The sequence below is a fragment of the Megasphaera vaginalis (ex Bordigoni et al. 2020) genome, assembly GCF_900240295.1.
Taxonomy (GTDB): Bacteria; Bacillota; Negativicutes; order Veillonellales; family Megasphaeraceae; genus Megasphaera; species Megasphaera vaginalis.
On sequence record NZ_OEQB01000002.1, the window covers coordinates 1 to 25,009 of the forward strand.

A 25,009-nucleotide genomic window follows, 5' to 3' on the forward strand; every position below is an offset into this window, starting at 1 on the left:
TTTTTTTTTTTTTTTTTTTTTTTTTTTTTTTTTTTTTTTTTTTTTTTTTTTTTTTTTTTTTTTTTTTTTTTTTTTTTTTTTTTTTTTTTTTTTTTTTTTTTTTTTTTTTTTTTTTTTTTTTTTTTTTATTTTTTTTTTTTTTTTTTTTTTTTTTTTTTTTTTTTTTTTTTTTTTTTTTTTTCTTTTTTTTTTTTTTTTTTTTTTTTTTTTTTTTTTTTTAATGATACGGCGACCACCGAGATCTACACTCTTTCCCTACACGACGCTCTTCCGATCTGCCGAAACGATCACGTTTTACCCTCCTGGCATTCCCGTTTTGGCGCGTGGCGAAATGGTTACGGCGGCGGTGCTGGATTATTTGCGGTGCAAGCTGGCGGCAGGTTACGAGGCGCACGGAGCGGCTGACGGCACGCTGCGGACCTTACTCGTTATTGACGATATCCATGAAAAATGAAGAAGGAAAAACCATGACACGACATTTATTTATTATTGAAGGCGGCGACGGCAGCGGCAAAGCGACGCAGACGAAATTGCTTGCCGCTCGTTTGCGCCGTGACGGATTTCGCGTGAAAAGCGTTTCTTTTCCGGACTATGACAGCGAGTCGAGCGCTCTGGTCAGGATGTATCTCCGCGGCGATTTCGGAACGGCGGCGGATGCCGTCAATCCCTATGCGGCTTCGGCCTTTTATGCCGTAGACCGCTTCGCGTCTTATCAGACTGGCTGGAAAGATTTTCTTGCCGGCGGCGGCATCGTTTTAGCCGATCGGTATACGACGAGCAATATGCTGTATCAGATGATCAAGATTGACGATCAGGCGGAACGGAAGGCGTATTTACAATGGCTTTGGGATTTTGAGTTTACGAAAATGGCGTTGCCTGTACCGGAAAAGGTTTTTCTGCTGGATGTGCCTCTCGCCGTGACGGAGCGTCTCATGGCGCGGCGACAGGGCAAGACGGGCGGTGCTACCGGCGATATTCATGAGCGGGACAGGGCCTTTTTGCGCAAATGTCATGACGCCTATGGCGAACTGGCGGCGCAGTATGGCTGGCAGACCGTCACCTGTACCGCCGGCGGCGAGATGAAGACGGCGGAAGCGATTCATGACGAACTTTACTGTGCCGTAATAAGTGTCCTGGCCTGACGGTCGGGCTGTCGGGGACGGCAGCCGCCGTTTGCCTCGGCGTCCCGCCTTGGGGTGCCGGAGAAGGCTTGACAGGGGATGCGGATTTCTGCTATCATGAACGAGCGTTCTTGGCATCGGCGTTGCGAAGAATTGTAAAAAACAAGTCAAAAACATATTGACAATTGAGGATGGCACATGATAAAATACTTGTTGTCATGCGGAAGTAGCTCAGTGGTAGAGCACCACCTTGCCAAGGTGGGGGTCGCGAGTTCGAGCCTCGTTTTCCGCTCCATATATTCCTCAATAGCTCAGTTGGTAGAGCAATCGGCTGTTAACCGATTTGTCGTAGGTTCGAGTCCTACTTGAGGAGCCATCCAGGGGTATCGCCAAGCGGTAAGGCAACGGACTCTGACTCCGTCATCGTTGGTTCGAATCCAGCTACCCCTGCCAAATTTATGATCCACTAGCTCAGTTGGCAGAGCACCTGACTTTTAATCAGGGTGTCCCGAGTTCGAATCTCGGGTGGATCACCATAATTTCTGAATACGGCCCCTTGGTCAAGTGGTTAAGACACCGCCCTTTCACGGCGAGAACGTGGGTTCAAATCCCGCAGGGGTCACCATTACACGGGCGATTAGCTCAGCTGGGAGAGCGCCTGCCTTACAAGCAGGATGTCAGCAGTTCGATCCTGTTATCGCCCACCAGCAAAAAAGCACATCATGAGATGTGCTTTTTTTGTTTTTTCGTCAGATCCGCTTGTCTTTGCGCAATCGAGGAAAAATCTCCCCCCTTTCGCGGGAACGGCAGGCGGAATTTTTTTGCCCTTTTGCGGCTTCTGTCAGTAGGGAGATGATATATCTTTTAAAAAGACAGGTGTATAATAGAAAATAACAGATATTGCCGTACACGACTGCTGCAGAGGAGAATGATGCTGATGATGACAGATGCCGCCACCGTTACCGACCTTTCGATCATGCTTGAACGAGGCTTATATACGCCGCGATTTCTGCGCCTTGCCCAAATGGATGCGGCAGAGATGGAGCAGTTGCTCGCTCAAGTCGACAATACAGTTCTGGCACGGACCGTCCTCGACTGTACGGATGAAAACGGCCGCTTTTTGCCGCAGGCCGTTTTGGACGGCGTACGTCCTTTGCTGCCGGTTTTGCAGGATGAACCGGCCTGCGGTTGGCTGAAATATTGTTATTATTATGTCCTGACACAAATCTATCCGGAGAATGCCGGTTCCTGGCGCGATGCCGATATTGCCGAAATCATCGGCCGTGATCAGCATTATCGGCGCGGTCGCTGTCTGTTTATGCAGCTTTTGCGCGCCCTCTTCCGGTATGAACGGCAGACGCTGCCGTTTGATCCGACGTGGGAGCTCGCCTTCCTTGCGCCGGAGGAGATAGAAGATAACGGCGATGATAAAGAGTATCTGCGTCTCCGCGAACTGAGCACGGAGTTGTATGCCTATGAATTCATGCGCCTCGGAATTGCCCTCACGCCGTTCCATACGCTCGGCCATATCGGCGGCGTTCATTACGTCGCGGTGTATGCGGCGCGTCAATTGCGGCGCGCCGGCGTCGGCGTCGATGTCGGGCTTGTTTCCGGCGCTGCCGCCTGCCACGATATCGGGAAGTACGGTTGCCGGAAATGTGAAGAGCGGCGTGTGCCGTACCTGCATTATTACTATACCGACCTTTGCTGCCGGCGCGTCGGTTTGCCGACAATCGGCCATATTGCGGCCAATCATTCTGTGTGGGATTTGGAATTGGAGAATCTGCCGGTTGAAGCGTTGTTGTTGATTTACGCCGATTTTCGGGTCAAAAGCACGCGCGCTGACGACGGCCGGGAGATCATCCATTTTTACTCGCTTGCCGAAGCGTTTGATGTGATCCTGGGAAAATTGGATAATGTTGACGAAAAGAAGCGGAGTCGGTATCAGAAAGTCTATGCAAAGCTGGCGGATTTCGAAGCGTACATGACGGAATGGGGCGTCGTCACGGAATTGCCGGCAGATTTTGCGGCCTCGCCGGCGGAAACGAGGCCGCGCCGGCAGCGGGATGCGGCGCTCTTGGACGGGACGGACGTCGTGGACGCGCTGAAGTACGCCGCCATCGGACACAATATCAGACTCATGCGCCTCTTTCGAGATGAAAATGCCTTTACGGGACTGATTGAAGCCGTCCGCAGCGAGCGAAACTGGAAAAATGTTCGTACCTACATCAGTATATTTGAAGAATACTCGACGTATATGACGGAGCAGCAGAAGCTTTTGACGCTGCAGTATCTTTACGAAGCCTTGGCCTATAAGGAAATCGATATCCGCATGCAGGCGGCCAGACTCATGGGGACCCTTGTCGCCGGTTTTAATGAGACGTACTCGAAGGAATTGCCGGAAGGCGTCTCACTGCCGCCGAAAGAAGTGACCGGCCTTTCGCTCTTCGCCCATTACGTCTCGCTTATTACCAAACCCGGCTGGCGCTTTACGGCACAGCATAAGAGTTGGATATCCTACTGTTTGGGGAGTTTTGTCCGCGCCGTGCTGGAGTCTTGCGACGACAAAGAGCGGCTTGCCTATATGCGGCTTCTGCAGCCGTATTATACGCGTACGAATTATCGCGCCGAGCTTTACATCGTGTTGTTGACGGCGTTGATGGAGATGGACAGCGCTTTTTTTGATGAAGAGTTCTTACCTGTCATTGCCGCTTTTATCGCCGCCGCCGCTGCCGGTGAAGAACTCAGCCTGCGCGTGGCCGCCTTGCGCTGCGGCACGCATATTTTCGATCGGCAAGAGCGGGACGATTACCGGCAGCGTCTGCTCCGCGTCCTGGATCTGCCGCAGGACGATGAAGATTTGGGGGAACGGGAAGGCTCGCTTTTTCTCGACAATCTGAAAACAGGTACACATTGGATTATCAAAGTTTCGAACATGGAGACCATGATCCGTCACCTGGAACGGAGCGATAAGGCTGCGGTCATGCATTTGGGAACGCATCTGGCCAATGTTCTGAAGGTCAGTGACAACCCCTTTGTTCGCCGCACTGCCGGAGAAGCGTTGCTGCAGGTGGCGGAGAAAATGACGTATACGCAGCGCAATGAAATCGTCGTCGAATTGTTCAACGGTCTGGAGCTCGGCGATCTCCGCATCTCCAAATACGTTCCCGAATATTTGGGGGAAATTATTTTACGGCTGTTGCCCCAGGAATTTGACGAATGCATTCTTTCGATGGAACAGCAGCTGCTTACGGCCAATACACAAGTTGCGGCATCGATGGTCCATACGATCGGCGTTATTCTCGGCAGTTTCGATACCTTTGCCGGCAGGCAGCGGGAGACGTATGCCGGCGAACACGAAAAAAGGCAGCGGCGGCTGCTGTATCTGATGATCAAGGCCTATGCCCATTACGATACGGAACTCAGCCGAGATGCGTTCCGCTATATTGGCCGCTTTATCTTCAACAACCCGAAGCTGGCGGCGGAACGCGTTGATTTTCTGTTCATTCATTCGTATAAAAAGCTTCTCGTCACGTTGACGGAAAATCGGGAAGGACCGTTGGACTTTTACAGCAATGCCGCCGTATTGAACCATATTTACCGTTATATCGGGTCGCACCAATTCCGGTGCGGCGATTTCGAGCTGCCGAAACGGCAAAAGGTCTGTCTTTATCCCGGCACCTTCGATCCCTTCAGTCTCGGCCACAAGGCCGTGGCTGAAAAAATCCGCGATCTTGGCTTCGAGGTCTATTTGGCCCTTGATGAATTTTCCTGGTCCAAGCATACGCAGCCCCGGCTCATGCGACGGAAGATCATGGACATGTCCACTGCCGATCAGGAGGACATGTACCTCTTTCCCGACGACATTCCCATCAATCTGACGAATGCCGCCGATATGCGGCGTTTAAAAGAGTTGTTCAGAGGAAAGGACGTATATCTGGCCGTCGGGACCGACGTGATCGAAAATGCTTCGGCGTATAAGGCAAGGCCGACGCTCGATTCGGTCCATATGATGAATCATATCGCCTTTGCCAGAGAGACGAGAGAAAGTCGTTACAGTACGGGGAAAAAAGAAAATTATCCCATTCAGGGGAAGGTTATTACGCTGTTGCTCGATAAATTCTACGAAGATATCAGCTCGACGCGGATTCGTGAAAATATTGACCTGAATCGGGATATATCGAATTTAATCGACGCAGTGGCGCAGAATTTTATTTATGAGAATAACCTTTATCTGCGCGAGCCGGCGTACAAGCATGTCGTCGAAGCCAAGGACATGGGTATCGGCTCATTCAAACAGCGCGGCAGAGAAAGTCTCTGGCCGTTGCGGGAGACGTTGCTGGCTGACGGATATGATACGTCGCTGGTTGAAAATTATATTGAAAGCGACGCCGTGCGGACACTTTATATCGACAGCGCCGGCCAATCTAAGGAAATGGTGGCTTACGCCGCCGTGCACCGCATCGGAGCGCGCAGCCTGTTGACGGAATTCGGCGATCCGACATTGACCGCCCACATTCGCGATACGGCCGACGGCAGTATCGCCGCTATCGGCTTCCTTTATGCCCGCGAGGACGGCGCGATTGCCAATATGGGCGAGATCATCATTACGGAGATTATGACGGAACTGATTGCCAGAGATTTCGCCTATGCCGTCTACCATCCCGTCGACGGCGCCGGGTACCAGCCGGCGATCATTACGGCTCTCCGCAAGCAGGGTTTCGTCAATATCGCTCCTGCCGGCGCGGCGATGCCCGTCTATGCGGTCAGCCTGAAGGCGCCGGTCGTGTTGTTCCGTGACGTCGAAACGGTTATCAAGGCGCCTTTCAACAAGAACCCGCGTGTTTTGCAGGCGCTGGACAGGGCGCATCACAATCTGCTCGCCGTCATGCGCCGCCTTTATCCGGGCAAGCTTATCCTGTCCTTCAACACGAGTATCGTTCACAACAAGATTATCAAGAAGGCCGTCGAGTTGAACGGCGTTTCGCCGGTACGCGACAATGAACGGCGTTACGGGCCGTACATGTCCGTGCCGTTCGGCAAGACGCTGAGCAGTGTGCTGATTCCGAATACGGTGACGAAAGCCTTGCATATCGAAAAATATTTCAACCGTTACGTCAAAGGGTTCACGATTGCCGAATCGCATCAATATTCTTCCGTTGATAATCAGCTGCGGACAATTAAATCCTTTAACCGTCCCGTCATCCTGATCGACGACTTGCTGCATAAGGGATATCGTATGCAGATGCTGACGCCGGTGCTGGAGCGTAATCAGATTGAAGTCAAGACCGTTCTCGTCGGCGTCATTACAGGTCGTGCCGTCGATATGATGGCGGCCAGAAAGCTCAACGCCGATGCGGCGTATTTTCTGCCGACATTGGAGATATGGTTCAATGAACGGGATTGCTATCCGTTTTTGGGCGGTGACAGCATTGACAATGCCGGCGATTACAGCAGCTATGGCCGCAATCCTTCGATCAATTTGGTGTTGCCTTATGTCAAACCGGGTTTCATCGGTCACGGCGATGACGATGCGGCATTTGCCTATTCCCTGACCTGTCTCGAAAATGCCCGCGCCATTATGGAAACCCTGCAAGAGGAATATCAGAAAAATTATGAAAAGAAACTGACCTTGAAGCGTCTCGGCGAAGTGCTGACAGCCGTGCGGATCCCCGATATTGACGTCGGCGTCCGCTTTGATGAAAATATGGCGCCGACACGTTTTATTGAAAACGACCTGGAACGGTTGAAACGACTGCGCTGGGGCAGCAGCCGCGCGCAACGGAGCGGCATCCGAACGCCGGGGAAGGAAGAGGTGTAAAAGGTGAGCAAGTATATTCATGATTTGCCGGCAGCCGCCGGCATTGAGGCGCAGCAATGGCAGCCTCACATCAGACAAAGGCATAAAAAAATGCGCGCACATATTTTGGCTCTCGGCGATGTCGGCATGACTATGCTGTTGGGGTTGCGGTTGTTGGGCGGCGATGTCATTTCATCCATCGGGATCTGCGACTTGGATGAAAAGAATCTGGCCCGTTTGGAAATGGAAATCAATCAGGTTCGCTATCCGTTTGGAGAGGTCAGTCTGCCGCCCGTCGATATTGTGACGGAAAAAGAGCTCTTCGCTTGTGATGTGTTTATCTTCTGCGCCAGCAAAGGAGTGCCGCCTGTCGGCGCCGGCGGCGATGTGCGCATGGCTCAGCTTGAAGCAAACAGAGAGCTGATCGGGCACTTTGCCGCGTTGGCTGCCGCCGCGTCCTACGACGGCCTGGTTTGCGTCGTTTCCGATCCCGTCGATCCTCTTTGCGCCGCTTTCCTCGACGCGTCACAACTGTCGCCGACACAGATTCAGGGATACGGTCTCGGCGTCATGCATGCGCGGGCGTGCTATTATGCTGAACGGGAGCGGGAGTTCGGCGCCTATCTTACGGACGGCAGGGCTTTCGGCCCCCATGGGCGGGATCTCGTTCTGGTCAACAGTTTGGAACACTATGACGACGTCTTGTCGCGCCGGCTGACGGAACTCGTCGTCGCGGCCAATGTAGCTGTCCGCGATCTGGGCTATAAGCCGTATATCGCGCCGGCGCTTTCGTCGGCGGCCATTTCCATCGTACTGACGCTGCGCGGCGCCTGGCATTATGGTTCCGTTTATCTCGGCAATGAGCGGGAAGGGGCCTTCTTCGGACTGAAAAACCGGCTGACGTCCGACGGTTTCCGCTATGAAGATATAGCGGCGGCGGAACCGCTCTTCGCAAGGCTGCAGCAGGCCTATGCGCAGTTGTGCGAATTTCGCTGAGCGGCGTTTTCGGCAGGAAGGAGGCTTTTCCATGCTTTACGTCGTCAAACCGGCAGGGCCGGTTTCCGACCGTCTTGACACCGTTCTCGCCTATGCGCTGGCCGGTACGGAGTACTGCGTCGTTACGACTGTTGCCGAATTAACGGCATATTGCCGACGCGGCAGTGTAAAAAAAATTCTCTTTGCCGTTTCGTTAGGGTATGGCGGCATCAATCTTGCTTACGCCGAATTGGCGGCATACCTGGCTTTGGAAAAGGATGTGTTGCAACATACCTGCGGCGGCGTTCTGATAGACGGCGACAGTGAATTGTTTACGAAAAAAGTCGGCCGCGAACTGATCTTTCTGGCCAATCGGGCAGGTTGCCTGTTCCCCGGCAAGCCGCTGGTGGAGGCGACGGGAACGCTGGCGAATTTTGCCGTCCAGGCGGCTCTTCAAGGCGTCGACACGCTGCAGGCCTATAAGTTGAGCGCGCGCCGCCTCGTGCGCAAGGTGACGGCGTTTTCGCCGGCGCCGGTCAGCGCGGAGAACGTACTGGCCCTTCATGCCAGTAGCCGCAGCACGTCCAATACGCTGCTGCTGTGGGAAATGGTGCGGCGGCATCTGTCTTCCGAGATCGCCGTCAACGAGATTTCGCTGCGCAACGGCGCCGTCGTGGATTGTCGCGGGTGCAGCTATGAAACGTGTCTTCACTTCGGCGAGAAAGGTGACTGCTTCTATGGCGGGCTCATTGTCGATACCGTTTATCCTGCCGTCAAAACCTGCGACGTCATGGTTCTGATTTGCCCGAATTACAATGATTCCGTCAGCGCTAACATGATGGCCTTCTTTAACCGCTTGACGGCATTGTTCCGCAAGGATTCCGAAACCTTTGCCGGCAAACGGGTTTATGGCATTATCGTTTCCGGTTACAGCGGCGGCGATCTGGTTGCAGAGCAGATATTGGGCGCCATGAACTGTAATAAGAATTTCATTTTGCCGCCTCGTTTTTCGTTGACGGAAACGGCCAATGATCCGCAACAGATTTTGTCCTGTCCGGGCATTGAAGAGCGGGCGAAAATCTTTGCGGCGCAGATCATGAACGGGCAGGCATAAGCCGCAGTCGTTCTCCGGTATTTGTTTTCCCGTATTCGGTGTCGCGCGTGGCGGCTTCGTCCTCGGCAGAGCCGCTCCCGCTTCAAGTAAAAGGGACAGCTTGGTAATTCTTATGGAAACACAGGAAGGTAAGTATACAAAATAATCGGCTTCACCCTATTTTCTTCCGTTCCTCTTTGTATTATAATAAAAACCGTGTGAAAGGAAATTTTTGTATCCCTATTATTGACAAGGAGTGTATTTCAATGAGATTTACCGAAGACTTAAAAGCTCGTGTAACGAAGGCGCAGAAGAAGATCGTTCTTCCGGAAACGAACAGCCGTCGTGTGCTGAAGGCTGCCGAACGCGTATTAGCTGACGGCTTTGCCCGAATCATTCTCGTCGGCAAGCTGGATCAGATCAAAAAAGACGCATCCAAGTTCCAGATTGATTTGACCGGTGTGGAAGTAATTGATCCGGAAACGTATTATCGCATGGATGAATTGTGCGAATATTTCGCCAAACGCCGTGAAAAGAAGGGCATGACCGTAGAAAAAGCGCGTGAGATCATGATTGCCAATCGTACGATGTTCGGCGCCGGTCTCGTTGCTCTCGGCGAAGCGGAAGGCGTCGTATCCGGGGCGGCTACGACTTCTGCCGACGTTATCCGGGCCGGTCTTCAGGTTATCGGACCGCGTAAGGGCAACAAGACTGTTTCCAGCGCGTTCATTCTCCTGACCAATACACCGCAGTACGGTGATAACGGCATCCTCGTCCTTGGCGACTGCGGCGTTATCCCGAATCCGACGGCGGAACAGCTTGCTGATATTGCCTGCATCTGCGTATCCCGTGCGCGTCGTACGGTGCAGATGCTGAATCCGAAAGTCGCCTTCCTCTCGTACTCCACGAAAGGCAGCGGCAACGGCGATTCGGTGGATAACGTGCGCCGCGCCGTAGAAATTTTGAAGGAACGCAACGTCGACTTTGAATTTGACGGCGAACTGCAGGCCGATGCCGCTTTGGTTCCTGAAGTCGGCGAACATAAGGCTCCCGGCTCCAAAGTTGCGGGCCATGCCAATGTCCTCATTTTCCCGAACCTCGATGCGGCGAACATCGGCTATAAAATGGTACAGCGTTTTGCCAATGCGACTGCTCTCGGCCCCTTGGTTCAAGGTCTGGCCAAGCCGATTCTCGACCTTTCCCGCGGCTGCTCATCTGAAGATGTCGCTGACGTTGTTGCCGTATGCTGCTCCGACGCGATTACGGCCGATATCTATGAAAAAGAGTTTGCTGAATCGCAACAGACTCAGCAATCGCAGCAACCTCAATTATAAGCAGGCACTAAAAAACCACGCAGCCTTTCGTTTGCGTGGTTTTTTTTCGGATCCGCCTCTGCCCTTTAACGGCCGGGCCGCCGGCGTATATTGCCGATAACCATATGCGGACTGAGGCTGCGGTAAGCCATGAATGTGAAGAAGAGGAAACCGAAGAGGAAAGCGACGGCATATTCCATCGTCAGCGGTTCCCGAAGCATGTAGAAATAGGCGCAGATAAGGGTCAGCAGGAGACTGGCGTAAAGCGAGACGATAACGCACCAGGTGCGCTGACCGCGGTCGCGGAGCCGGAGAAAGTCCTTCCATTTTACGTAGGCCGTCAGCGTCGACAGCAGCAGCGCGACGGCGGCGACGGCGGAGAGAATCGGCGAGATTGCCGTGTAGAGGGAAATGAGAAGTAAGAGCATAAGCGCGAAGGTGACGAGAAAAATCCCTTCCTGCAGGCGCAGATCCTTTTTCAGTTCCGCGTCGGCAGGCGGTCTCCGTCTTCGTTCGGAACGTTCCATCATGAAGTCAGACTCCTTTCAAAACACAATACATTCTTTCGTTATTATACCACAAAGAGGAGCAGCCGTTCCTAGAGGAGGTATGGATTATGCATGCAGTGAAGCACTATGATGTTATCATTATCGGCGCCGGTCCGGCCGGGATTTTTACGGCCTTGGAATTGGCCGGCAAAGGCCTTCGGATATTGATTGTCGAAAAAGGGCAAGATATCCGCAGCCGTATTGAGACGAGCCGCAATACGAATGCGCTGCCGAAGGATAAGGTGCGTAACGTCGTCTGCGGTTGGGGCGGCGCCGGGGCTTTCAGCGACGGCAAATTGACTTTGACGACGGAATTCGGCGGCAACCTGACGGACTATATGTCGGCAGGTGAGCTGCGCGAAAAGATTGCCTACGTAGACGAGGTCTATTGCCGTTTCGGCGGCGCCGAGCGCAAGGTGTACGGCGGCGGCAATGAGGAAAATATCCGCCAGATTCAGCGTAAGGCCGCAGCCGCTGATCTGCGCTTTATTCCGGCCCGCATCCGTCATTTGGGAACCGACGTGAACGGTCTCATCTTGACGAACATGCGCGACTTCCTCGAAGGGAAGGTCGATATTATGGCCGATACGGCAGTGGAACAGATTGTGGTGGAACACGGCGCCGTCGTCGGCGTCATCATCGCCGGACAGCTTTATCGCTGCCGTTATCTCGTCAGCGCGCCTGGACGGGAAGGGTCGGAATGGTTTGTCAAGGAAGCCGCCCGGATGGGATTGCAGTTGACAAGCAATGCCGTGGATATCGGCGTGCGCGTCGAAATGCCGGCGGAAATCTTGGAGACCATTACGCAAGTCGTCTATGAATCGAAGCTGATCTATTTCAGTCGTTCTTTCGACGATCGGATACGGACGTTCTGCATGAATCCGTACGGCTTTGTCGTGACCGAAAACAATGACGGCCTGCTGACGGTAAACGGACACAGTTATGCCAACCGCCGCAGTGAAAATACAAATTTCGCCATCCTCGTGTCGAAGAAATTTACGGATCCTTTTCACGAGCCGATCAAATACGGGAAATATATTGCCAATTTGGCGAATATCCTGGGCGGCGGCGTTATCGTTCAGCGTCTCGGCGATCTTCTCGACGGTCGCCGTTCGACGGAAGAACGGATCCGCCGCGGTCTCGTGCGCCCGACATTGCAGGAGGCGACGCCGGGCGACTTGTCGCTGGTTCTGCCGTACCGTCATTTGCAGGACATTAAGGAAATGCTGGAAGCGCTCGACGCCATTGCACCGGGAGCCAATTCGCGGCATACGCTCCTTTACGGCGTAGAAGTAAAATTTTATTCGAACCGTATCGAATTGAACGACAAGCTGGAAACGAAGATTCCCGATTTCTTCGCTATCGGCGACGGCGCCGGCATTACGCGCGGTCTCGTTCAGGCGTCAGCGGCGGGAGTCACCGTAGGCAGAGAGATTTTGCGGCGCGCCGCGCAAGAAAAATAATGAAGAACAGCACGGAATAGTGTATAATAAAGCGGTACCGGTTTTGTAACTTATGACAAAGGAGAGATCCAACGTGATTGAACGTTATACGAAAGAAGAAATGGGCAAGCTCTGGACGGAATACAATGAATGGGATACGCTGAAAAAGGTGGAAATTCTGGCCAGCGAGGCTCAGGCTTCATTGGGGAACATACCGCAGGAAGCTGCTGCCGCTATCAGAGAAAGGGCCGCCTTTTCCGTTGAACGGATTCATGAGATCGAAGCGGAAACACATCATGATATTGCCGCTTTCGTATCCACGTTGTCCGAAAATATTGGAGATGCGGGAAAATATGTACATCTCGGCCTGACGTCGACTGACGTCAAGGATACGGCGATGGGATATATGTTGAAAGAAGCAGCGGATATCCTGCTCAAAGATCTGGAAGAATTTCGGCAGGTCCTGCGCCGCCGCGCCGTGGAATTCAAATACACGCCCTGCATCGGCAGGACGCACGGAATTCACGCCGAAGCGACCACTTTCGGGCTGAAGCTCTGCAATTGGCTGGCTGAAACGGAACGGAATATTGAGCGTATGGAGCACGCCAAAAAAACGATCGCCGTCGGTAAAATTTCCGGTGCCGTCGGTACGTACGCCGACGTCGATCCCTTTGTCGAAGCCTACGTCTGTGAACGGCTGGGCATTGCGCCTTCGCCGATCTCTTCGCAGACGCTGCAACGCGACCGCCACGCCGAATTTGTCTCTACGTTGGCCGTAATCGCCAGCTCTATCGATAAATTTGCTACGGAGATCCGTCATCTGCAACGTACGGAAGTGCGTGAAGCGGAAGAATATTTCAGTCCGAAACAAAAGGGCTCTTCCATCATGCCGCACAAACGGAATCCGATTACTTGTGAACGAATGTGCGGTTTAGCCCGCGTTATCCGCGGCAATGCGCAGGCTGCGCTGGAAGACGTAGCGCTCTGGCATGAACGCGATATTTCCCACTCTTCCGTAGAGCGGGTTATCCTGCCGGACAGCACCATTGCGCTGGACTATATGCTGCAAACCTTTACGCGCGTCGTTGACCGCCTGATCGTCTATCCGGAAAAAATGCTGGCAGACTTGAATCTTACAGGCGGCTTGATCTACAGTCCGATTCTCCTCAATACGCTCGTCGAAAAAGGCGCTGTTCGCGAACAGGCCTACCGCTGGGTACAGCGCAATGCCATGAAGCGTTGGCTTGACGGAGAAGACTTCCTGGAAAACCTGAAAGGCGATGAAGATATAGCGAAATTCATGACCAATGAAGACATTGAGGCGACCTTCGACGTCGGCAAAATGCTCAGTCATGTCGATACGATCTTTGCCCGCTTCGGGTTATAAGAAAAAAAGGACAGATGAAAAGCAGTACCGTTATGAGGCGAGTGCCTTGGGCGGTACTGCTTTTTTGAAAAGGAGGCGCCGGTGTGGGAAAAACTATTTTACCGGCAGACTGCCTGTTTTCGAGAGAATAAAAAATCCCTTCGGAGCCAAGTTGTTGACCTGACCCCAAAGGGATTTTGCTGACGTCGCTTCCGTCCAATAAGAAAAACTTATTTGGAGTACAATTCGACGATAAGTGTTTCGTTGATTTCGATCGGCAGTTCACTGCGTTCAGGAATACGTGTCAGTGTGCCTTCGAAGCCGTCGAAGTTCTTTTCAATGTAAGGAACATCGAAACTCTTCAATTCCTGGAAGGATTTTTTATACATTTCGTTTGCGCGGGAATCTTCTTTCAACGATACGACCGAGCCGACAGCCACATTGGCCGAAGGAATATCGCAGCGTTTGCCGTTGACCAGAATATGACCGTGGTTGACCATCTGACGCGCCTGACGAATGGAATTGGCGAAGCCGATACGATAAACGATATTATCCAGACGGCATTCCAGCAACTTGAGCATGTTTTCGCCCGTAATGCCTTCTTGCTTTCTGGCTTTGTCATAATAACGGACAAACTGACGTTCGAGCAAGTTATAATATGCTCTGAGCTTCTGTTTTTCCAATAACTGTGTACCGTATTCGGACATCTTTTTTTGCCGTTGATCCTTCTTGACCCGTTTTAATGCCTTCGGATGTCCATAGACGTTTACTCCGAAACGGCGACATTCCTTAAATCGGGGTTCTCTCCTCGTTGCCATTTTTCACATCACCTCATTAGTTTAATTTGATTATACATAATGCAACGTAAAAATTATAGCGTTTTGGCGGCTAAAAGTCAATGATGGGGAAGGGGAACGTTGCTTTCCGAGGGAGCGGAGGAAAAAGAGGGCAGCAGGGAGCGGAAGCGGCGTGCGCACGGGATCAAATGGGGATGAAAGGGCGCTTCTGGTAACGATTTTGCGTGTATCGCAAAATCGTTACCGTCTTGAAATGATTCATTTTGAAAAAATTTTAATCTGTTTCTAATCAAAATTGCATTTACATTTACGGAATATTTGGTATGATATGGGTGTAGAAAGAATCATCTACGACATGTTGAAGATATAAGTTGTTCATATACCCCTCGAACACCCCTATCTTATATCTGTCAACCCTATGGTATCGTCTTCCCCCGATGATATCTTAGTAAAAGAAACCGGCAGAAATGCCGGTTTCTTTTTTTTGTTATTCATAAAATGGTATAAAATATACAAGAAAAATCCAGCCCTTCATAACGGGCCGATTTTTAACAATTACTGTAAAAGTATAGTTTTACAGTAATTTGAGAATCGATCGCATTAAACAAAACCTTGATAACCATGCCGATCTTTGCGATTTTTTGACGTTGACATTTTCAATATTTCGTGACATAATGTTGGTGACGATGGGGAAGAAAATCCTTCGTGTTATATTGATTTTGGAGGTGAATAAAATGCATGTAGTTTCTGATGAATGTGTAAAATGCGGCGCTTGCGCTGACGTATGTCCGGTTAGCTGCATTACTGAAGGCGAAACGAAGTATGTTGTAGGCGATGCTTGCATCGACTGCGGCGCTTGCGAATCCGTTTGCCCGACCGGCGCTATTGCAGCTGAATAATAGCAGTTTAACCGTCAATGCAGGTGCATTGGCGGTTTTTCTGTTTATCTGGCGGATATGTAAAAGGATTCTTGACAGAACAGAAAATATATACTATACTAGCTAGGTAATCGCCACTATAGCTCAGCTGGCAGAGCATCTCATTCGTAATGAGAGGGTCGTAGGTTCAAATCCTATTAGTGGCTCCAATCAAGAACTAAGCTCCCGATTCTTCGGGAGCTTTTATTATTTTTGCAAGACAGGAGCGTTTATAAACATGAGGAATAATGAAGATTGAAGCGTTTTCGTAGTGCGCTGTGAAGAATGAGAGGGTGTTAGGACCATAAGGTGCGGTACGACATAATAACAGTCCTGCCGGTAGTGGGAATCCTCGGTTGCGATAAGAGGCCTTTTATGTCCGTTTATATGAGTGACCAAAGAGGAGGTGCGATATTGTCGATTTCGTTGTAATACAAACCGCGATAAAAGACATCCTCCGGTATAATCAAGGCATAGCAAAGGAATCCTATGAAGAGATAGGCAGTTCGTACATCAAGAAGGAGGAAGGCTTTATGATTACCAAAGAACATACGTTGGCGCAGATCGTCAAAGAGTATCCGCAGACAATCCCGTATTTTAATGATCTTCATTTCGATTATTGCTGTGGCGGCGGCATTCCGCTCGCAGAAGCCGTTAAAGATACGGATCTGAATGTTGATACGGTTGTGAAGGAAGTGAATTTATTGCCGAGCATGAGAATAAGCCGGCGTTGGAAGTCGATTCCATCGATCGTTTTAAGCAACAGTCCGTTGCCGCTATGTTGACCGAGCTGGAGGCGACACATCATGTTACGGAAAGACGATTGATGGCGGCCGTTGAGGAAGGCTTAAATAAGATTCTTCTTGTCCATTATCCGCACCACGGCGAAGCTTTGACGCGGCTGCATCATACGTATGCGGCGTTGAAGGCGGAATTGGAGGAACATTTTGCCAAGGAAGAAAAGCTGGTCTTTCCTTTGATGCGCGAACATACTCATCCGGATGCAGCGACGTTGGCCTATGTGCAGCGTTTGGAAGAAGAACACGCTGGAGCTGGCGATTTGATTAAGGACATACAGCAGATGACGGATCAGCTGACCCCGCCGGCCGATGCCTGTCCGACGTTCAAACAGACGTACCGGCTGTTGGGAGAGCTCTTTGACGATGTTTTTGTCCATATTTTTAAGGAAAACGCCATCGTCTTTCCGGAGTATGCGGAACAGTAAGAAATGACTGCCGGTGGAGAAGCAGATCGCACTGCGACCGGTTCCGATGCAGATACGGGGATAAAAAATAATCGATTGACAATGAGACACGTCTATGCCGGTTATCGGCATGGGCGTGTTTTTGGCAGAAGACGCGGAGCGGCGAATGATAACGGAAGAAGCGGTGTTCTTTGCCGAATTACGGGACAAACCAAGATGCTGTTGACCATAGGTTGTTCTGTTGATATAATTATAAAAACAGATACGAACAAAAATAAACATAGCTATTTCAGAAAGAGGAGGAAACGATGCTGCAAGCCGAGCGACACCAGTATATATTGGAAAAGTTATACCGGCATAAGGCCGTTGAAGTGAATGAGCTGGCGACGGAATTGGGCGTTACGCCGATGACGATCCGTCGTGATCTGCAGGCGCTGGAGGAAGGGGGCCGCGTGAAAAAAAGCCACGGCGGTGCCGTTTTGTCGGAATCGATCGCCAGGGAAGCGACATACAGGAACCGCAAACTGTCCCATGTGGAGGAAAAGCGGGCCATTGCCAAGGAAGCGCTGAACCTGATCGAACCGTCTATGAGCGTTTATCTCGATGCCGGTACGACAAATTACGAGCTGGCTATCTTGATGCAGGAACGACATTGGGAAGATGTCACGGTGGTTACCAATGATCTGTCGATCGGTAAGCTGCTCCTGCCCGTTGCCGGCATACAGGTCATTTTTATCGGCGGCATGTTGGATGCGGAATCGGAATCGACATGCAGCTTTTTTGCCAGCCAGATGATGAGCGCAATGCATGTCGATCTAGCTGTTTTAGGTACGCAGGCGATTACCGATGACGGCCGCGTCATGAGCGCGAAAGCCGAAAAAGTTGGTCTCAAGCGAGCTTGTCTGAAAGGGGCCGATAGGACCGTGCTTCTGGCAGATGCGTCGAAATTCGGTAAAAATAAGCTGTATTATCTGTTTGACTTGACCGCTGTCGATATGCTGATTACGGATTATGAAATAAAAGGTTCGCTGGCAACGCTCGTCGACGGCAGCGGGATCGTTTATAAACGGGTAAAGGTAGGAGAAAGATAAGATGAGAGACTTCGTTGTCATTGCCGATGATTTTACCGGCGCTAACGATACGGGCGTGCAGATCCGTGCGAAGGGGATTCCGATCGACGTCGTGTTGGAACCGCAAGATCTTACCGCATCTGACCGATCTGTCGTCATTGATACGGAAAGTCGCGTCGTTACCGCGGCGGAAGCGTATCGTCGTGTGCGGGATGCCTTCTTGAAGGTGCAGGCATGCGGCGGCTGCCGGCATGTCTATAAAAAGGTGGATTCGACGCTGCGCGGCCATTTGCGGGAAGAAATACAAGCGCTTATTGCCGTGTATGAACCGGAAATCATCGTGTTTGCGCCGGCGTTTCCCGATCAGGGCAGAACGGTCAGAGAGGGACGCCTTTGCGTTCACGGTACGCCGCTCTTGGACACGGAACTGGTGACAGATCCGCGCAATCCCGTCAGAGAAGATAAGGTAGCGTCCATTTTGGCGGAAATCACGGGACGGCCCGTTCGGCATCGTAGCGGTGACGCCTTGCGAAATGAAAAAGAACCGTTGGATGGGGCGGCGTTTTCCTTTGATACCGAAACAAACGAAGACTTGGCAGCTATTGCCGGCTTCTTTTTGAAAACGGGGAAGCGCGTTCTTTGGATCGGTTCGGCCGGTTTGGCTGCCGCTTTGTTGCATGCGGCAAAGCCGGCGAGACCGGCCTTGGCCGTTATCGGCAGCGTCAGTACAAAGACGATGGAGCAGATCGCCTATTGCAAGGCGCGCGGCGTCGTTTCGATAAAACTGCCGGCGGCGGCGCTACATTGCGGCGAGGAGACGGCGGCGACGTATCTCGATGCCGCCGTGGCGGCGTTGCGCGCCGGCACCGACGTGATCATTACGGCGGCGGAAACGCGGCGGGATTATGAATCGTTTGCGGCGTACGGACGGGAAAACGGCCTTACCAATGATGACCTGGCGGCATTCACGAAAACTTTGCTGAGCGAGGCGGCGCAGGTCATTTTGGAAAAAGTCGCCGTCAGAGGCGCATTTTTGACCGGCGGCGATACGGCTATTGCCGTTATTCGCCGCTTACAGGCTACCGGGTCCCGTATAGAGAAAGAAATCCGTTCCGGCTTCGTGCAGGGGCGGCTGATCGGCGGTATCATGGAAAACCTGTTGATCGTTACGAAAGCCGGCGCTTTCGGTTCGGAAACGGATATATATGATTGTATGAAAAAAATGGATTAACGAACAGACTGATAAAAAAGGTTCACTACCCTCTCAAGGTAGTGAACCTTTTTTTATTTGAACCGGTGGTAAAATGACAAAGATGCATTACAAGATGTAATCAAAAACGAAAAACAGTCGAAAATTATGCATATATAGCATGATTGTTATGAATATTTGTATTGACCTATATAAAATCAACTTATATAATAATACAAAAAGAAACATTATAAAACATAAAAGAAAAATTATAAGTTTTTTTATGTTTAAACGCAAGACCGGTTCAAGCCGTCAATTTGGTAAGACAGCAGCGTATCGAATACTTTACATAAAAAGATGGAACATTGCGATTGTAAAGTATAGTAGGCCACAGGGACGTTATTTTAACTGGGACTGATGGTCATTTTGTTCCTCTTACCAAATGTGATGATACAACACATGAATTCAGTTGAAAGGGATGTGAACCAAGTGGATGAGATGAACAGAACCAATGCCAGATGGAGAATTTTCTTCATGTTAGCCGTTATTTGCACGATTAATTATATCGATCGCGCAGTTATATCGGTCTGTATGCCACAGATACAGGAAGAACTTCATTTTGCGCCGGAAGTTGTCGGGGCTATTCTCAGTGCTTTTTTCTGGGGTTATGCCTTGATGCAGATTCCCTGCGGTTGGCTGTGCGACCGATTCAAACCGGGAAAAATTTTATTAATAGGCGGACTGTGCTGGGGTGTTTTCCAGATTGTCACGGGCCTTATCAGCAGCAGCAAGATATTCATGTTTGTCAGGGCGTTGTTAGGCGTATCGGAGGCGCCCATCTATCCGGCAGGAGCCAAGTTACAGTCAATCTGGCTGCCGGTCACGGAGCGTTCTCGCGGCAGCGCTTTAGTTGATGTCGGATCCTCCTTGGGGAATGCCTTTGGGGCGCCGTTGGTGGCTTTATTCGTCTTATGGTTGGACGGCTGGCGCGGCGCGTTGGTTGCCATCGGTATTTTGACTGCTGTTATCGTCGTGCTGTGCGGCCGGAAGCTGATGACGACGCCTGATACCAATAAAAATGTCAATCAAGCCGAGCGTGAATACATTAAGAACGCCTTGGAAGAAGAGTGGAAAGCCAATCAACAGGATAGTCGGCTTGCGAAGGCTAACGTCGGCCTCAAAGCCTATTTTGCGAATAAGAGTTTTTGGGGTATGTGTTTTGGCTTTACTTGTGGAAATTGCATCGCTTATGGATTGATGACCTGGGGGCCGATGTACTTGGCAACGGTGCATCACCTCGATATTAAAGGCTTGGGCGGAGCGCTGTTCATTATTTACGGCGTCAGCGTTCTGGGCGGTTTGCTTGGCGGTACGATTACAGATACGCTGAAACGGAAATTCGGCAAAGAAAAATATAATACGATCATGCATGCGAATTTAATGGTTATCGGCGTCGCTACAGGCGGTGCTATGCTGCTCCTGAGCCAATCCGACTCCATTTATATGGCGATTGCCTGCATTACTGTCGCATTATTTTTCCAAAAATGGTCCGGCTGTTTATATTGGACGGTTCCGGCCGCTTTGGCACAACGGGAAAATATCGGGACCGTCGGCGGTTGTATGAACTGTGTGGGGAATATTGGCGGCGCCATTATCCCCCTGGTCATTGGCGGCATTGTCGGAGCCACGGGTTCATATTTCCTGGCGCTGCTCTTATTTGCCTGCTTCGGTATTGGCATCGGGTTGTGCTCCTTGGTCATTAATTTTACAAAAAAAGTCGGCGCATAAAAAGCTTACGACAAGCGAGGGAAGGGAGCGATCAAGGTGGGCAAAGAAAAACTGGATTTACTGATCAAAAATGTCATGATTGTCAATGGCCGGCAGGGAACGGTCGAAAAAGGGTGTGTAGCAGTTGCCGGCGGCCGGATTGCCGCATATGATCCGGCAACGGAATATCTTGTCGGCGATGAAATCGACGGTAACGGATATTACCTGAGTCCGGGCTGGATTGATTCGCATACCCACATTTTTACGGGCGTTACGGAACCTGGATTCGCCGCCGATTTGGGGCTTATTCCGATGGGAGTAACGACGGCTATTGACGGAGGCAGTGCCGGCGTTGCCACCTGGCCGGTATTTAAACAGAAAATTGTTGACAGTACCTATCTGAATGTATTTTATTCTCTTAATGTGTCGCCGGCCGGCCAGATTACAGAACGATATCCGGAAAATGTAGACCCTGCGCACTATGATGTCTCGATGCTGAGACGGATCATGGAGACCGATTCACAGCATGCACGGGGGCTGAAATTGCGCTACGGCGCGGAAGTAGTGGCGGGCATTGACGACGATGTTCTGGGAAAAACGCTGGAATTGGCGGAAGAACTGCAGTGCGCCATTACTATCCATGTTACGAACCCGCCGTGTCCGATGGAAGATATTCTCGAAAGGCTGCGCCCCGGCGACGTGGTATGTCATGCTTATCAAGGGAAAGGCAGTACGATTATCGACGAACACGGGCATGTCAAGGAGGCTGCTATGACTGCGCGACGGCGCGGCGTTCGGTTTGATTCTGCCGATGCGAGGATTAACCATAGTTATCGGGTTATTAAGCAGGCCTTGGCAGAAGGGTTTATACCGGATATTATTTCTACGGATATGACAAAAAACGGTATTTTCAACAATATGTGCTGGGGATTGCCTGTCGTTTTGTCCAAATGGTTTAATTTAGGCCTGTCGCTGCCGGAAGTTATCGCCGCTTGCACGTGTAATCCGGCTGCTATCCACCATCTGCCTGACGGCATCGGTACCCTTGATATCGGCGCGGCCGCCAACCTGACGGTCTTCAGTGTTGAAGAACGGCCTTTCCATTTGCGGAACAGATTGGGTGAAGACTTTACAGGTAAGCAAATGTTGATTCCGCAGGTGACGATCATAAATGGTAACGTGCGGTTTAAAAATTTATATTTCCCCTTTTAAGGGACGTTTCGTTTCAGGGCAGCCGGCAGGCTGCCCTTTTTATGCAAAAATAGCATCAAATCAACGATGATGAGGGAAGACGATGATTAATGAGTATAGGAAAATGCTTTTTTTGTATTGCCGGTGTCGGATATTTTCATTATAATAAAAACAAACAAAAAAGAACATTAAAAAACAAAAATAAACTATTGTTTACGTTTAATAATGTTTTTATCATTGGGAGGAGGCCAATTGTGAAATCAAAATTTGTAGGTATTACTATGGGTGATCCTGCCGGTGTCGGTCCCGAGGTGTCGTTGAAGGCGATTGAAGCGAAAGCGGAGTATAAAGAGTCGGTGCTGATCTACGGCAGTTATGCGGTTCTTGCCTATTATCACCGCCTGCTGAACTTGCAGACGCCGCTGGTGCAGATAGGATGTGCGGCCGATTTTCAGCCGGGTAAAATCAACGTTATTTCCGTCGTTGACCTGGCGTTAGGAAAAGATCTCGAAATCGGCAAGGTATCTCCCGTTGCCGGCGATGCGGCGTATCGCTATATCGAGCGAGCTATCGGCGACGCGCTGAAAGGGGAGATCAGCGTCGTTACGACGGCGCCGTTGAACAAGGAGGCTCTGCATCTTGGCGGGCATAACTATGACGGCCATACGGAGATCTTTGCGACGCTGACGGAGACGAAGACCTATACGATGATGCTCTGGAGCGAAAAGATGTCCGTCGTTCATGTTTCTACACACTGTTCGCTGCGCGATGCCTGTGACCGTGTCCGAAAGGAGCGCGTCATGGAATGTATTCATCTGGCCGACGGCGCGATGAAACAGCTCGGCGTCGCGGACCCGAAAGTTGCCGTTGCCGGTTTGAATCCGCACAGCGGTGAATCGGGCATTTTCGGGCAAGAAGATCTTGAGGAAATTACGCCGGCTGTCGCAGCGGCGCAGGCCGAAGGCCTTCACGTCGAAGGACCGGTACCGCCTGATACGGTGTTCTTAAAAGCTTATAAAGGCATCTTTGATATTGTCGTTGCCATGTACCACGATCAAGGTCATATTCCCATGAAGATGGTTGCCTTTGATTTCGGCGTTAACGTAACCTTGGGATTGCCGATCATTCGCACTTCCGTCGATCACGGCACGGCTTTTGATATTGCCGGCAAAGGGATTGCCAAAGTAGACAGTATGCTCTATGCCGTAGACTTAGGGAAACGATTTGCAGAAGGTTAATTCATATTAATATAGATTTATACGAAAAGGAGACTTGCGATTATGTTTAAAGCTGAAGGATTGATTACCCCTGTTGTGACTGCCTTAACGGACAAAGAAACGTTTGATAAGCGTGCTTACCAAGCCTTTATCAACCACTTGATTGAAGCCGGCGTGCACGGTATTTTCCCGTTGGGAACGAACGGCGAATTTTATGCCTTTTCGGCAGCTGAAAAACTTGAAATCATTGAAGCGGCTGTAGAAGCAGTTAACGGACGTGTTCCCGTCTATGCCGGCACGGGCTGCGTTACGACGAAAGAAACGATTGAAATGTCTTTAGCCGCCAAGAAATTGGGCGTTGACTGCCTCTCTGTTATTACGCCGTATTTCGTTAAAGCCTCGCAAGGCGATTTATACGAACATTTCAGTGAAGTGGCAAAACACGTCGACATGCCGATTTTGCTCTACAACATTCCGGCTCGCACAGGTAATGCCATTGAATGGACGACAGTTAAGAAATTGGCGGCTTTTGAAAATATTATCGGTATCAAAGATTCATCGAGAAACTTCGACAATATGCTGAAATATATCGAAAATACAGATCCGCGTCTGAACGTTCTGCCCGGCAGCGATTCGCTGATTCTCTGGGCCTTGTTGGCCGGCGGCACAGGCGCTATTTCGGGCTGCTCCAACGTTTTCCCCGAATTAATGGTCAGCATCTACAACTACTGGAAAGAAGGCGACATTGAAAAGGCCAACGAAGCGCAGAAGAAAATTCGCCCCTTCCGCAACGTTATGCAAATGGGCAACCCGAATTCCGTCGTAAAATTGGCTGTCAATATGCGCGGCTATCATGTAGGCCCGGCACGTCAACCGTCTAATTGCACCGACCCTGCTATTAAAGCGGCATTGGAAGAAGTCTTTACATTATATTAAGCAACAAGGGGGGAACGAACATGGCAAAGATTGTTATTTCGCATAGACTGCACGATGACGGCATGGCTGTTCTGGAAAAAGCAGGCGTCGACGTCGTTATTACCAACAGCGGCGAACCGGCAGATATGCTGCCTGAATTAAAAGACGCCGACGGTGTTATTATCCGTATCGGTCGTATCGATAAAGCGACGATGGAACAATGCCCGAAGCTGAAAGTCATTGCCCGTCCGGGCGTCGGCGTTGACGATGTCGATGTCGCGGGAGCGACGGAATTAGGCATTCCCGTCGTCATTGCTCCCGGCGCTAATACGCGGTCCGTTGCCGAACATTCGATGGCGATGATGTTTGCTTGCGCCAAGGACATGCTGCACAGCGATCAGGAAATGCGCAAAGGGAATTTCGGCGTCCGCAGTTCGTATAAAGCCTATGAACTCTTCGGCAAGACCTTAGGTCTTATCGGTTATGGACACATTGGCGGCGATTTTGCCGAAATGGCGACGGGCATCGGCATGAAGGTCCTCGTTTATGATCCGTTCATCAGCAAAGAAGCCGTAGAAAAGCAAGGGTACGGCTATCGTGAGACGGTAGAAGATATATTAAAAGAAGCCGATGTCATTTCCATTCACACGCCGCTGACCCCGGAAACGAAGAATATGATCGGCGAAAAAGAAATTGCCCTGATGAAAAGCGACGCGATATTGATTAACTGCGCCCGCGGCGGCATTGTCGATGAAGCAGCATTGGATAAGGCTTTGAGCGAAAATAGAATTCATAGTGCCGGTACCGATGTTGTCGTCCACGAACCGATCGATCCGAACGACCCGTTGTTTACACATGACAATATCATTGTTACGCCCCACATGGCGGGACAGACACGGGAAGCGGCTTCCGGCGTGGCGACGATGGCGGCAGAAGGCGCCGTTGCCGTCGTAAACGGCATGAAATGGGACAAAGTCTGCAATCCGAAAGCTTACGATCATCAGCGGTGGCAGAAATAATATCCCCGATCCCCCGGAGACAGGCAGTCGTTTCGACAGGGGCGGCTCTTTACCGCCGTCGCTGA

General features: G+C 50.9%; 20 protein-coding genes and 7 tRNA genes. 25 read left to right on the forward strand and 2 right to left on the reverse strand.

Annotated features, from left to right (window positions below; genetic code table 11):
* The first annotated feature begins 316 nt into the window (after nt 1-316).
* From C0977_RS10940 to pta, 12 genes are all read left to right on the forward strand, one after another.
* Entirely contained in the window at nt 317-454 is a 138-nt protein-coding gene (locus C0977_RS10940; RefSeq protein ID WP_200814199.1) for a hypothetical protein, read from the forward strand.
* Between the two features lie 13 nt (nt 455-467).
* A complete protein-coding gene (locus C0977_RS02595) occupies nt 468-1,142 on the forward strand; it encodes a dTMP kinase (protein WP_101912348.1) in 675 nt (224 codons plus the stop codon).
* A 199-nt stretch (nt 1,143-1,341) separates the two neighbouring features.
* A tRNA-Gly gene (locus C0977_RS02600) sits at nt 1,342-1,416 on the forward strand.
* Between the two features lie 5 nt (nt 1,417-1,421).
* Nucleotides 1,422-1,497, forward strand: a tRNA-Asn gene (locus tag C0977_RS02605).
* Between the two features lie 3 nt (nt 1,498-1,500).
* Nucleotides 1,501-1,574: transfer RNA gene (locus tag C0977_RS02610), tRNA-Gln, on the forward strand.
* A gap of 7 nt (nt 1,575-1,581) precedes the next feature.
* Nucleotides 1,582-1,657, forward strand: a tRNA-Lys gene (locus C0977_RS02615).
* A 14-nt stretch (nt 1,658-1,671) separates the two neighbouring features.
* Nucleotides 1,672-1,746 (forward strand) — tRNA-Glu (locus C0977_RS02620).
* Between the two features lie 6 nt (nt 1,747-1,752).
* Nucleotides 1,753-1,828 (forward strand) — tRNA-Val (locus C0977_RS02625).
* Nucleotides 1,829-2,058: 230 nt separating this feature from the next.
* A complete protein-coding gene (locus C0977_RS02630) occupies nt 2,059-6,942 on the forward strand; it encodes a phosphohydrolase (RefSeq protein WP_101912349.1) in 4,884 nt (1,627 codons plus the stop codon).
* 3 nt (nt 6,943-6,945) lie between these two features.
* On the forward strand, nt 6,946-7,917 hold the full coding sequence (locus C0977_RS02635; RefSeq protein ID WP_101912350.1) for a lactate dehydrogenase: 972 nt from the start codon (nt 6,946-6,948) through the stop codon (nt 7,915-7,917).
* Between the two features lie 31 nt (nt 7,918-7,948).
* On the forward strand, nt 7,949-9,010 hold the full coding sequence (locus C0977_RS02640; RefSeq protein WP_101912351.1) for a flavodoxin family protein: 1,062 nt from the start codon (nt 7,949-7,951) through the stop codon (nt 9,008-9,010).
* Nucleotides 9,011-9,255: 245 nt separating this feature from the next.
* Complete coding sequence (gene pta, locus C0977_RS02645) at nt 9,256-10,323, forward strand: phosphate acetyltransferase (protein ID WP_101912352.1); 1,068 nt, start codon at nt 9,256-9,258, stop codon at nt 10,321-10,323.
* A gap of 65 nt (nt 10,324-10,388) precedes the next feature.
* Here the strand turns inward: pta and C0977_RS02650 are convergent, their stop codons facing one another.
* Nucleotides 10,389-10,832 carry a hypothetical protein gene (locus C0977_RS02650; RefSeq protein ID WP_023053807.1) on the reverse strand — a complete coding sequence of 148 codons (444 nt, stop codon included), beginning with the start codon at nt 10,830-10,832 and terminating at the stop codon, nt 10,389-10,391.
* 86 nt (nt 10,833-10,918) lie between these two features.
* On the opposite strand from C0977_RS02650, the gene C0977_RS02655 reads away from it, so the two are divergent.
* Entirely contained in the window at nt 10,919-12,313 is a 1,395-nt protein-coding gene (locus C0977_RS02655) for an NAD(P)/FAD-dependent oxidoreductase (RefSeq protein ID WP_101912353.1), read from the forward strand.
* A gap of 73 nt (nt 12,314-12,386) precedes the next feature.
* Nucleotides 12,387-13,679, forward strand: coding sequence for an adenylosuccinate lyase (gene purB, locus C0977_RS02660; RefSeq protein ID WP_023053800.1), 1,293 nt, complete (start codon nt 12,387-12,389; stop codon nt 13,677-13,679).
* A gap of 209 nt (nt 13,680-13,888) precedes the next feature.
* Here the strand turns inward: purB and rpsD are convergent, their stop codons facing one another.
* Entirely contained in the window at nt 13,889-14,476 is a 588-nt protein-coding gene (gene rpsD / locus C0977_RS02665; protein ID WP_101912354.1) for a 30S ribosomal protein S4, read from the reverse strand.
* A gap of 713 nt (nt 14,477-15,189) precedes the next feature.
* Here rpsD and C0977_RS02670 point away from each other — a divergent pair.
* From C0977_RS02670 to C0977_RS02715, 11 genes are all read left to right on the forward strand, one after another.
* Nucleotides 15,190-15,354, forward strand: a complete 165-nt coding sequence (locus C0977_RS02670) for a DUF362 domain-containing protein (RefSeq protein ID WP_036242868.1) — start codon at nt 15,190-15,192, stop codon at nt 15,352-15,354.
* Between the two features lie 112 nt (nt 15,355-15,466).
* Nucleotides 15,467-15,542: transfer RNA gene (locus C0977_RS02675), tRNA-Thr, on the forward strand.
* Nucleotides 15,543-15,905: 363 nt separating this feature from the next.
* Nucleotides 15,906-16,157 (forward strand): DUF542 domain-containing protein, encoded by a 252-nt coding sequence (locus C0977_RS11070; RefSeq protein WP_234987547.1) that lies wholly within the window; start codon nt 15,906-15,908, stop codon nt 16,155-16,157.
* Nucleotides 16,103-16,597 carry a hemerythrin domain-containing protein gene (locus C0977_RS02680; protein WP_234987548.1) on the forward strand — a complete coding sequence of 165 codons (495 nt, stop codon included), beginning with the start codon at nt 16,103-16,105 and terminating at the stop codon, nt 16,595-16,597. The genes C0977_RS11070 and C0977_RS02680 overlap by 55 nt, the downstream gene beginning before the upstream one ends.
* Nucleotides 16,598-16,884: 287 nt before the next feature.
* Nucleotides 16,885-17,667 (forward strand): DeoR/GlpR family DNA-binding transcription regulator, encoded by a 783-nt coding sequence (locus C0977_RS02685; RefSeq protein ID WP_101912355.1) that lies wholly within the window; start codon nt 16,885-16,887, stop codon nt 17,665-17,667.
* Nucleotide 17,668: 1 nt separating this feature from the next.
* Complete coding sequence (locus tag C0977_RS02690; RefSeq protein ID WP_101912356.1) at nt 17,669-18,877, forward strand: four-carbon acid sugar kinase family protein; 1,209 nt, start codon at nt 17,669-17,671, stop codon at nt 18,875-18,877.
* A 417-nt stretch (nt 18,878-19,294) separates the two neighbouring features.
* Nucleotides 19,295-20,623 carry an MFS transporter gene (locus tag C0977_RS02695; RefSeq protein WP_101912357.1) on the forward strand — a complete coding sequence of 443 codons (1,329 nt, stop codon included), beginning with the start codon at nt 19,295-19,297 and terminating at the stop codon, nt 20,621-20,623.
* A gap of 36 nt (nt 20,624-20,659) precedes the next feature.
* Nucleotides 20,660-21,814, forward strand: coding sequence for an amidohydrolase family protein (locus C0977_RS02700; RefSeq protein ID WP_101912358.1), 1,155 nt, complete (start codon nt 20,660-20,662; stop codon nt 21,812-21,814).
* A gap of 233 nt (nt 21,815-22,047) precedes the next feature.
* A complete protein-coding gene (gene pdxA / locus C0977_RS02705; protein WP_101912359.1) occupies nt 22,048-23,031 on the forward strand; it encodes a 4-hydroxythreonine-4-phosphate dehydrogenase PdxA in 984 nt (327 codons plus the stop codon).
* A 42-nt stretch (nt 23,032-23,073) separates the two neighbouring features.
* Entirely contained in the window at nt 23,074-23,946 is an 873-nt protein-coding gene (dapA, locus tag C0977_RS02710; protein WP_101912360.1) for a 4-hydroxy-tetrahydrodipicolinate synthase, read from the forward strand.
* A gap of 20 nt (nt 23,947-23,966) precedes the next feature.
* Nucleotides 23,967-24,944, forward strand: coding sequence for a hydroxyacid dehydrogenase (locus C0977_RS02715; protein WP_101912361.1), 978 nt, complete (start codon nt 23,967-23,969; stop codon nt 24,942-24,944).
* The last annotated feature ends 65 nt before the right edge of the window (nt 24,945-25,009 follow it).

Bases quoted from the DNA above. Each gene is read 5' to 3' on its own strand.
- C0977_RS02690 (WP_101912356.1), top strand. From the start codon at position 17,669: ATGAGAGACTTCGTTGTCATTGCCGATGATTTTACCGGCGCTAACGAT.
- C0977_RS02640 (WP_101912351.1), top strand. From the start codon at position 7,949: ATGCTTTACGTCGTCAAACCGGCAGGGCCGGTTTCCGACCGTCTTGAC.
- C0977_RS02715 (WP_101912361.1), top strand. From the start codon at position 23,967: ATGGCAAAGATTGTTATTTCGCATAGACTGCACGATGACGGCATGGCT.
- pta (WP_101912352.1), top strand. From the start codon at position 9,256: ATGAGATTTACCGAAGACTTAAAAGCTCGTGTAACGAAGGCGCAGAAG.
- C0977_RS02595 (WP_101912348.1), top strand. From the start codon at position 468: ATGACACGACATTTATTTATTATTGAAGGCGGCGACGGCAGCGGCAAA.
- C0977_RS02630 (WP_101912349.1), top strand. From the start codon at position 2,059: ATGATGACAGATGCCGCCACCGTTACCGACCTTTCGATCATGCTTGAA.
- C0977_RS11070 (WP_234987547.1), top strand. From the start codon at position 15,906: ATGATTACCAAAGAACATACGTTGGCGCAGATCGTCAAAGAGTATCCG.
- C0977_RS02655 (WP_101912353.1), top strand. From the start codon at position 10,919: ATGCATGCAGTGAAGCACTATGATGTTATCATTATCGGCGCCGGTCCG.
- C0977_RS02695 (WP_101912357.1), top strand. From the start codon at position 19,295: ATGAATTCAGTTGAAAGGGATGTGAACCAAGTGGATGAGATGAACAGA.
- C0977_RS02670 (WP_036242868.1), top strand. From the start codon at position 15,190: ATGCATGTAGTTTCTGATGAATGTGTAAAATGCGGCGCTTGCGCTGAC.
- dapA (WP_101912360.1), top strand. From the start codon at position 23,074: ATGTTTAAAGCTGAAGGATTGATTACCCCTGTTGTGACTGCCTTAACG.
- rpsD (WP_101912354.1), bottom strand. From the start codon at position 14,476: ATGGCAACGAGGAGAGAACCCCGATTTAAGGAATGTCGCCGTTTCGGA.
- C0977_RS02650 (WP_023053807.1), bottom strand. From the start codon at position 10,832: ATGATGGAACGTTCCGAACGAAGACGGAGACCGCCTGCCGACGCGGAA.
- C0977_RS02685 (WP_101912355.1), top strand. From the start codon at position 16,885: ATGCTGCAAGCCGAGCGACACCAGTATATATTGGAAAAGTTATACCGG.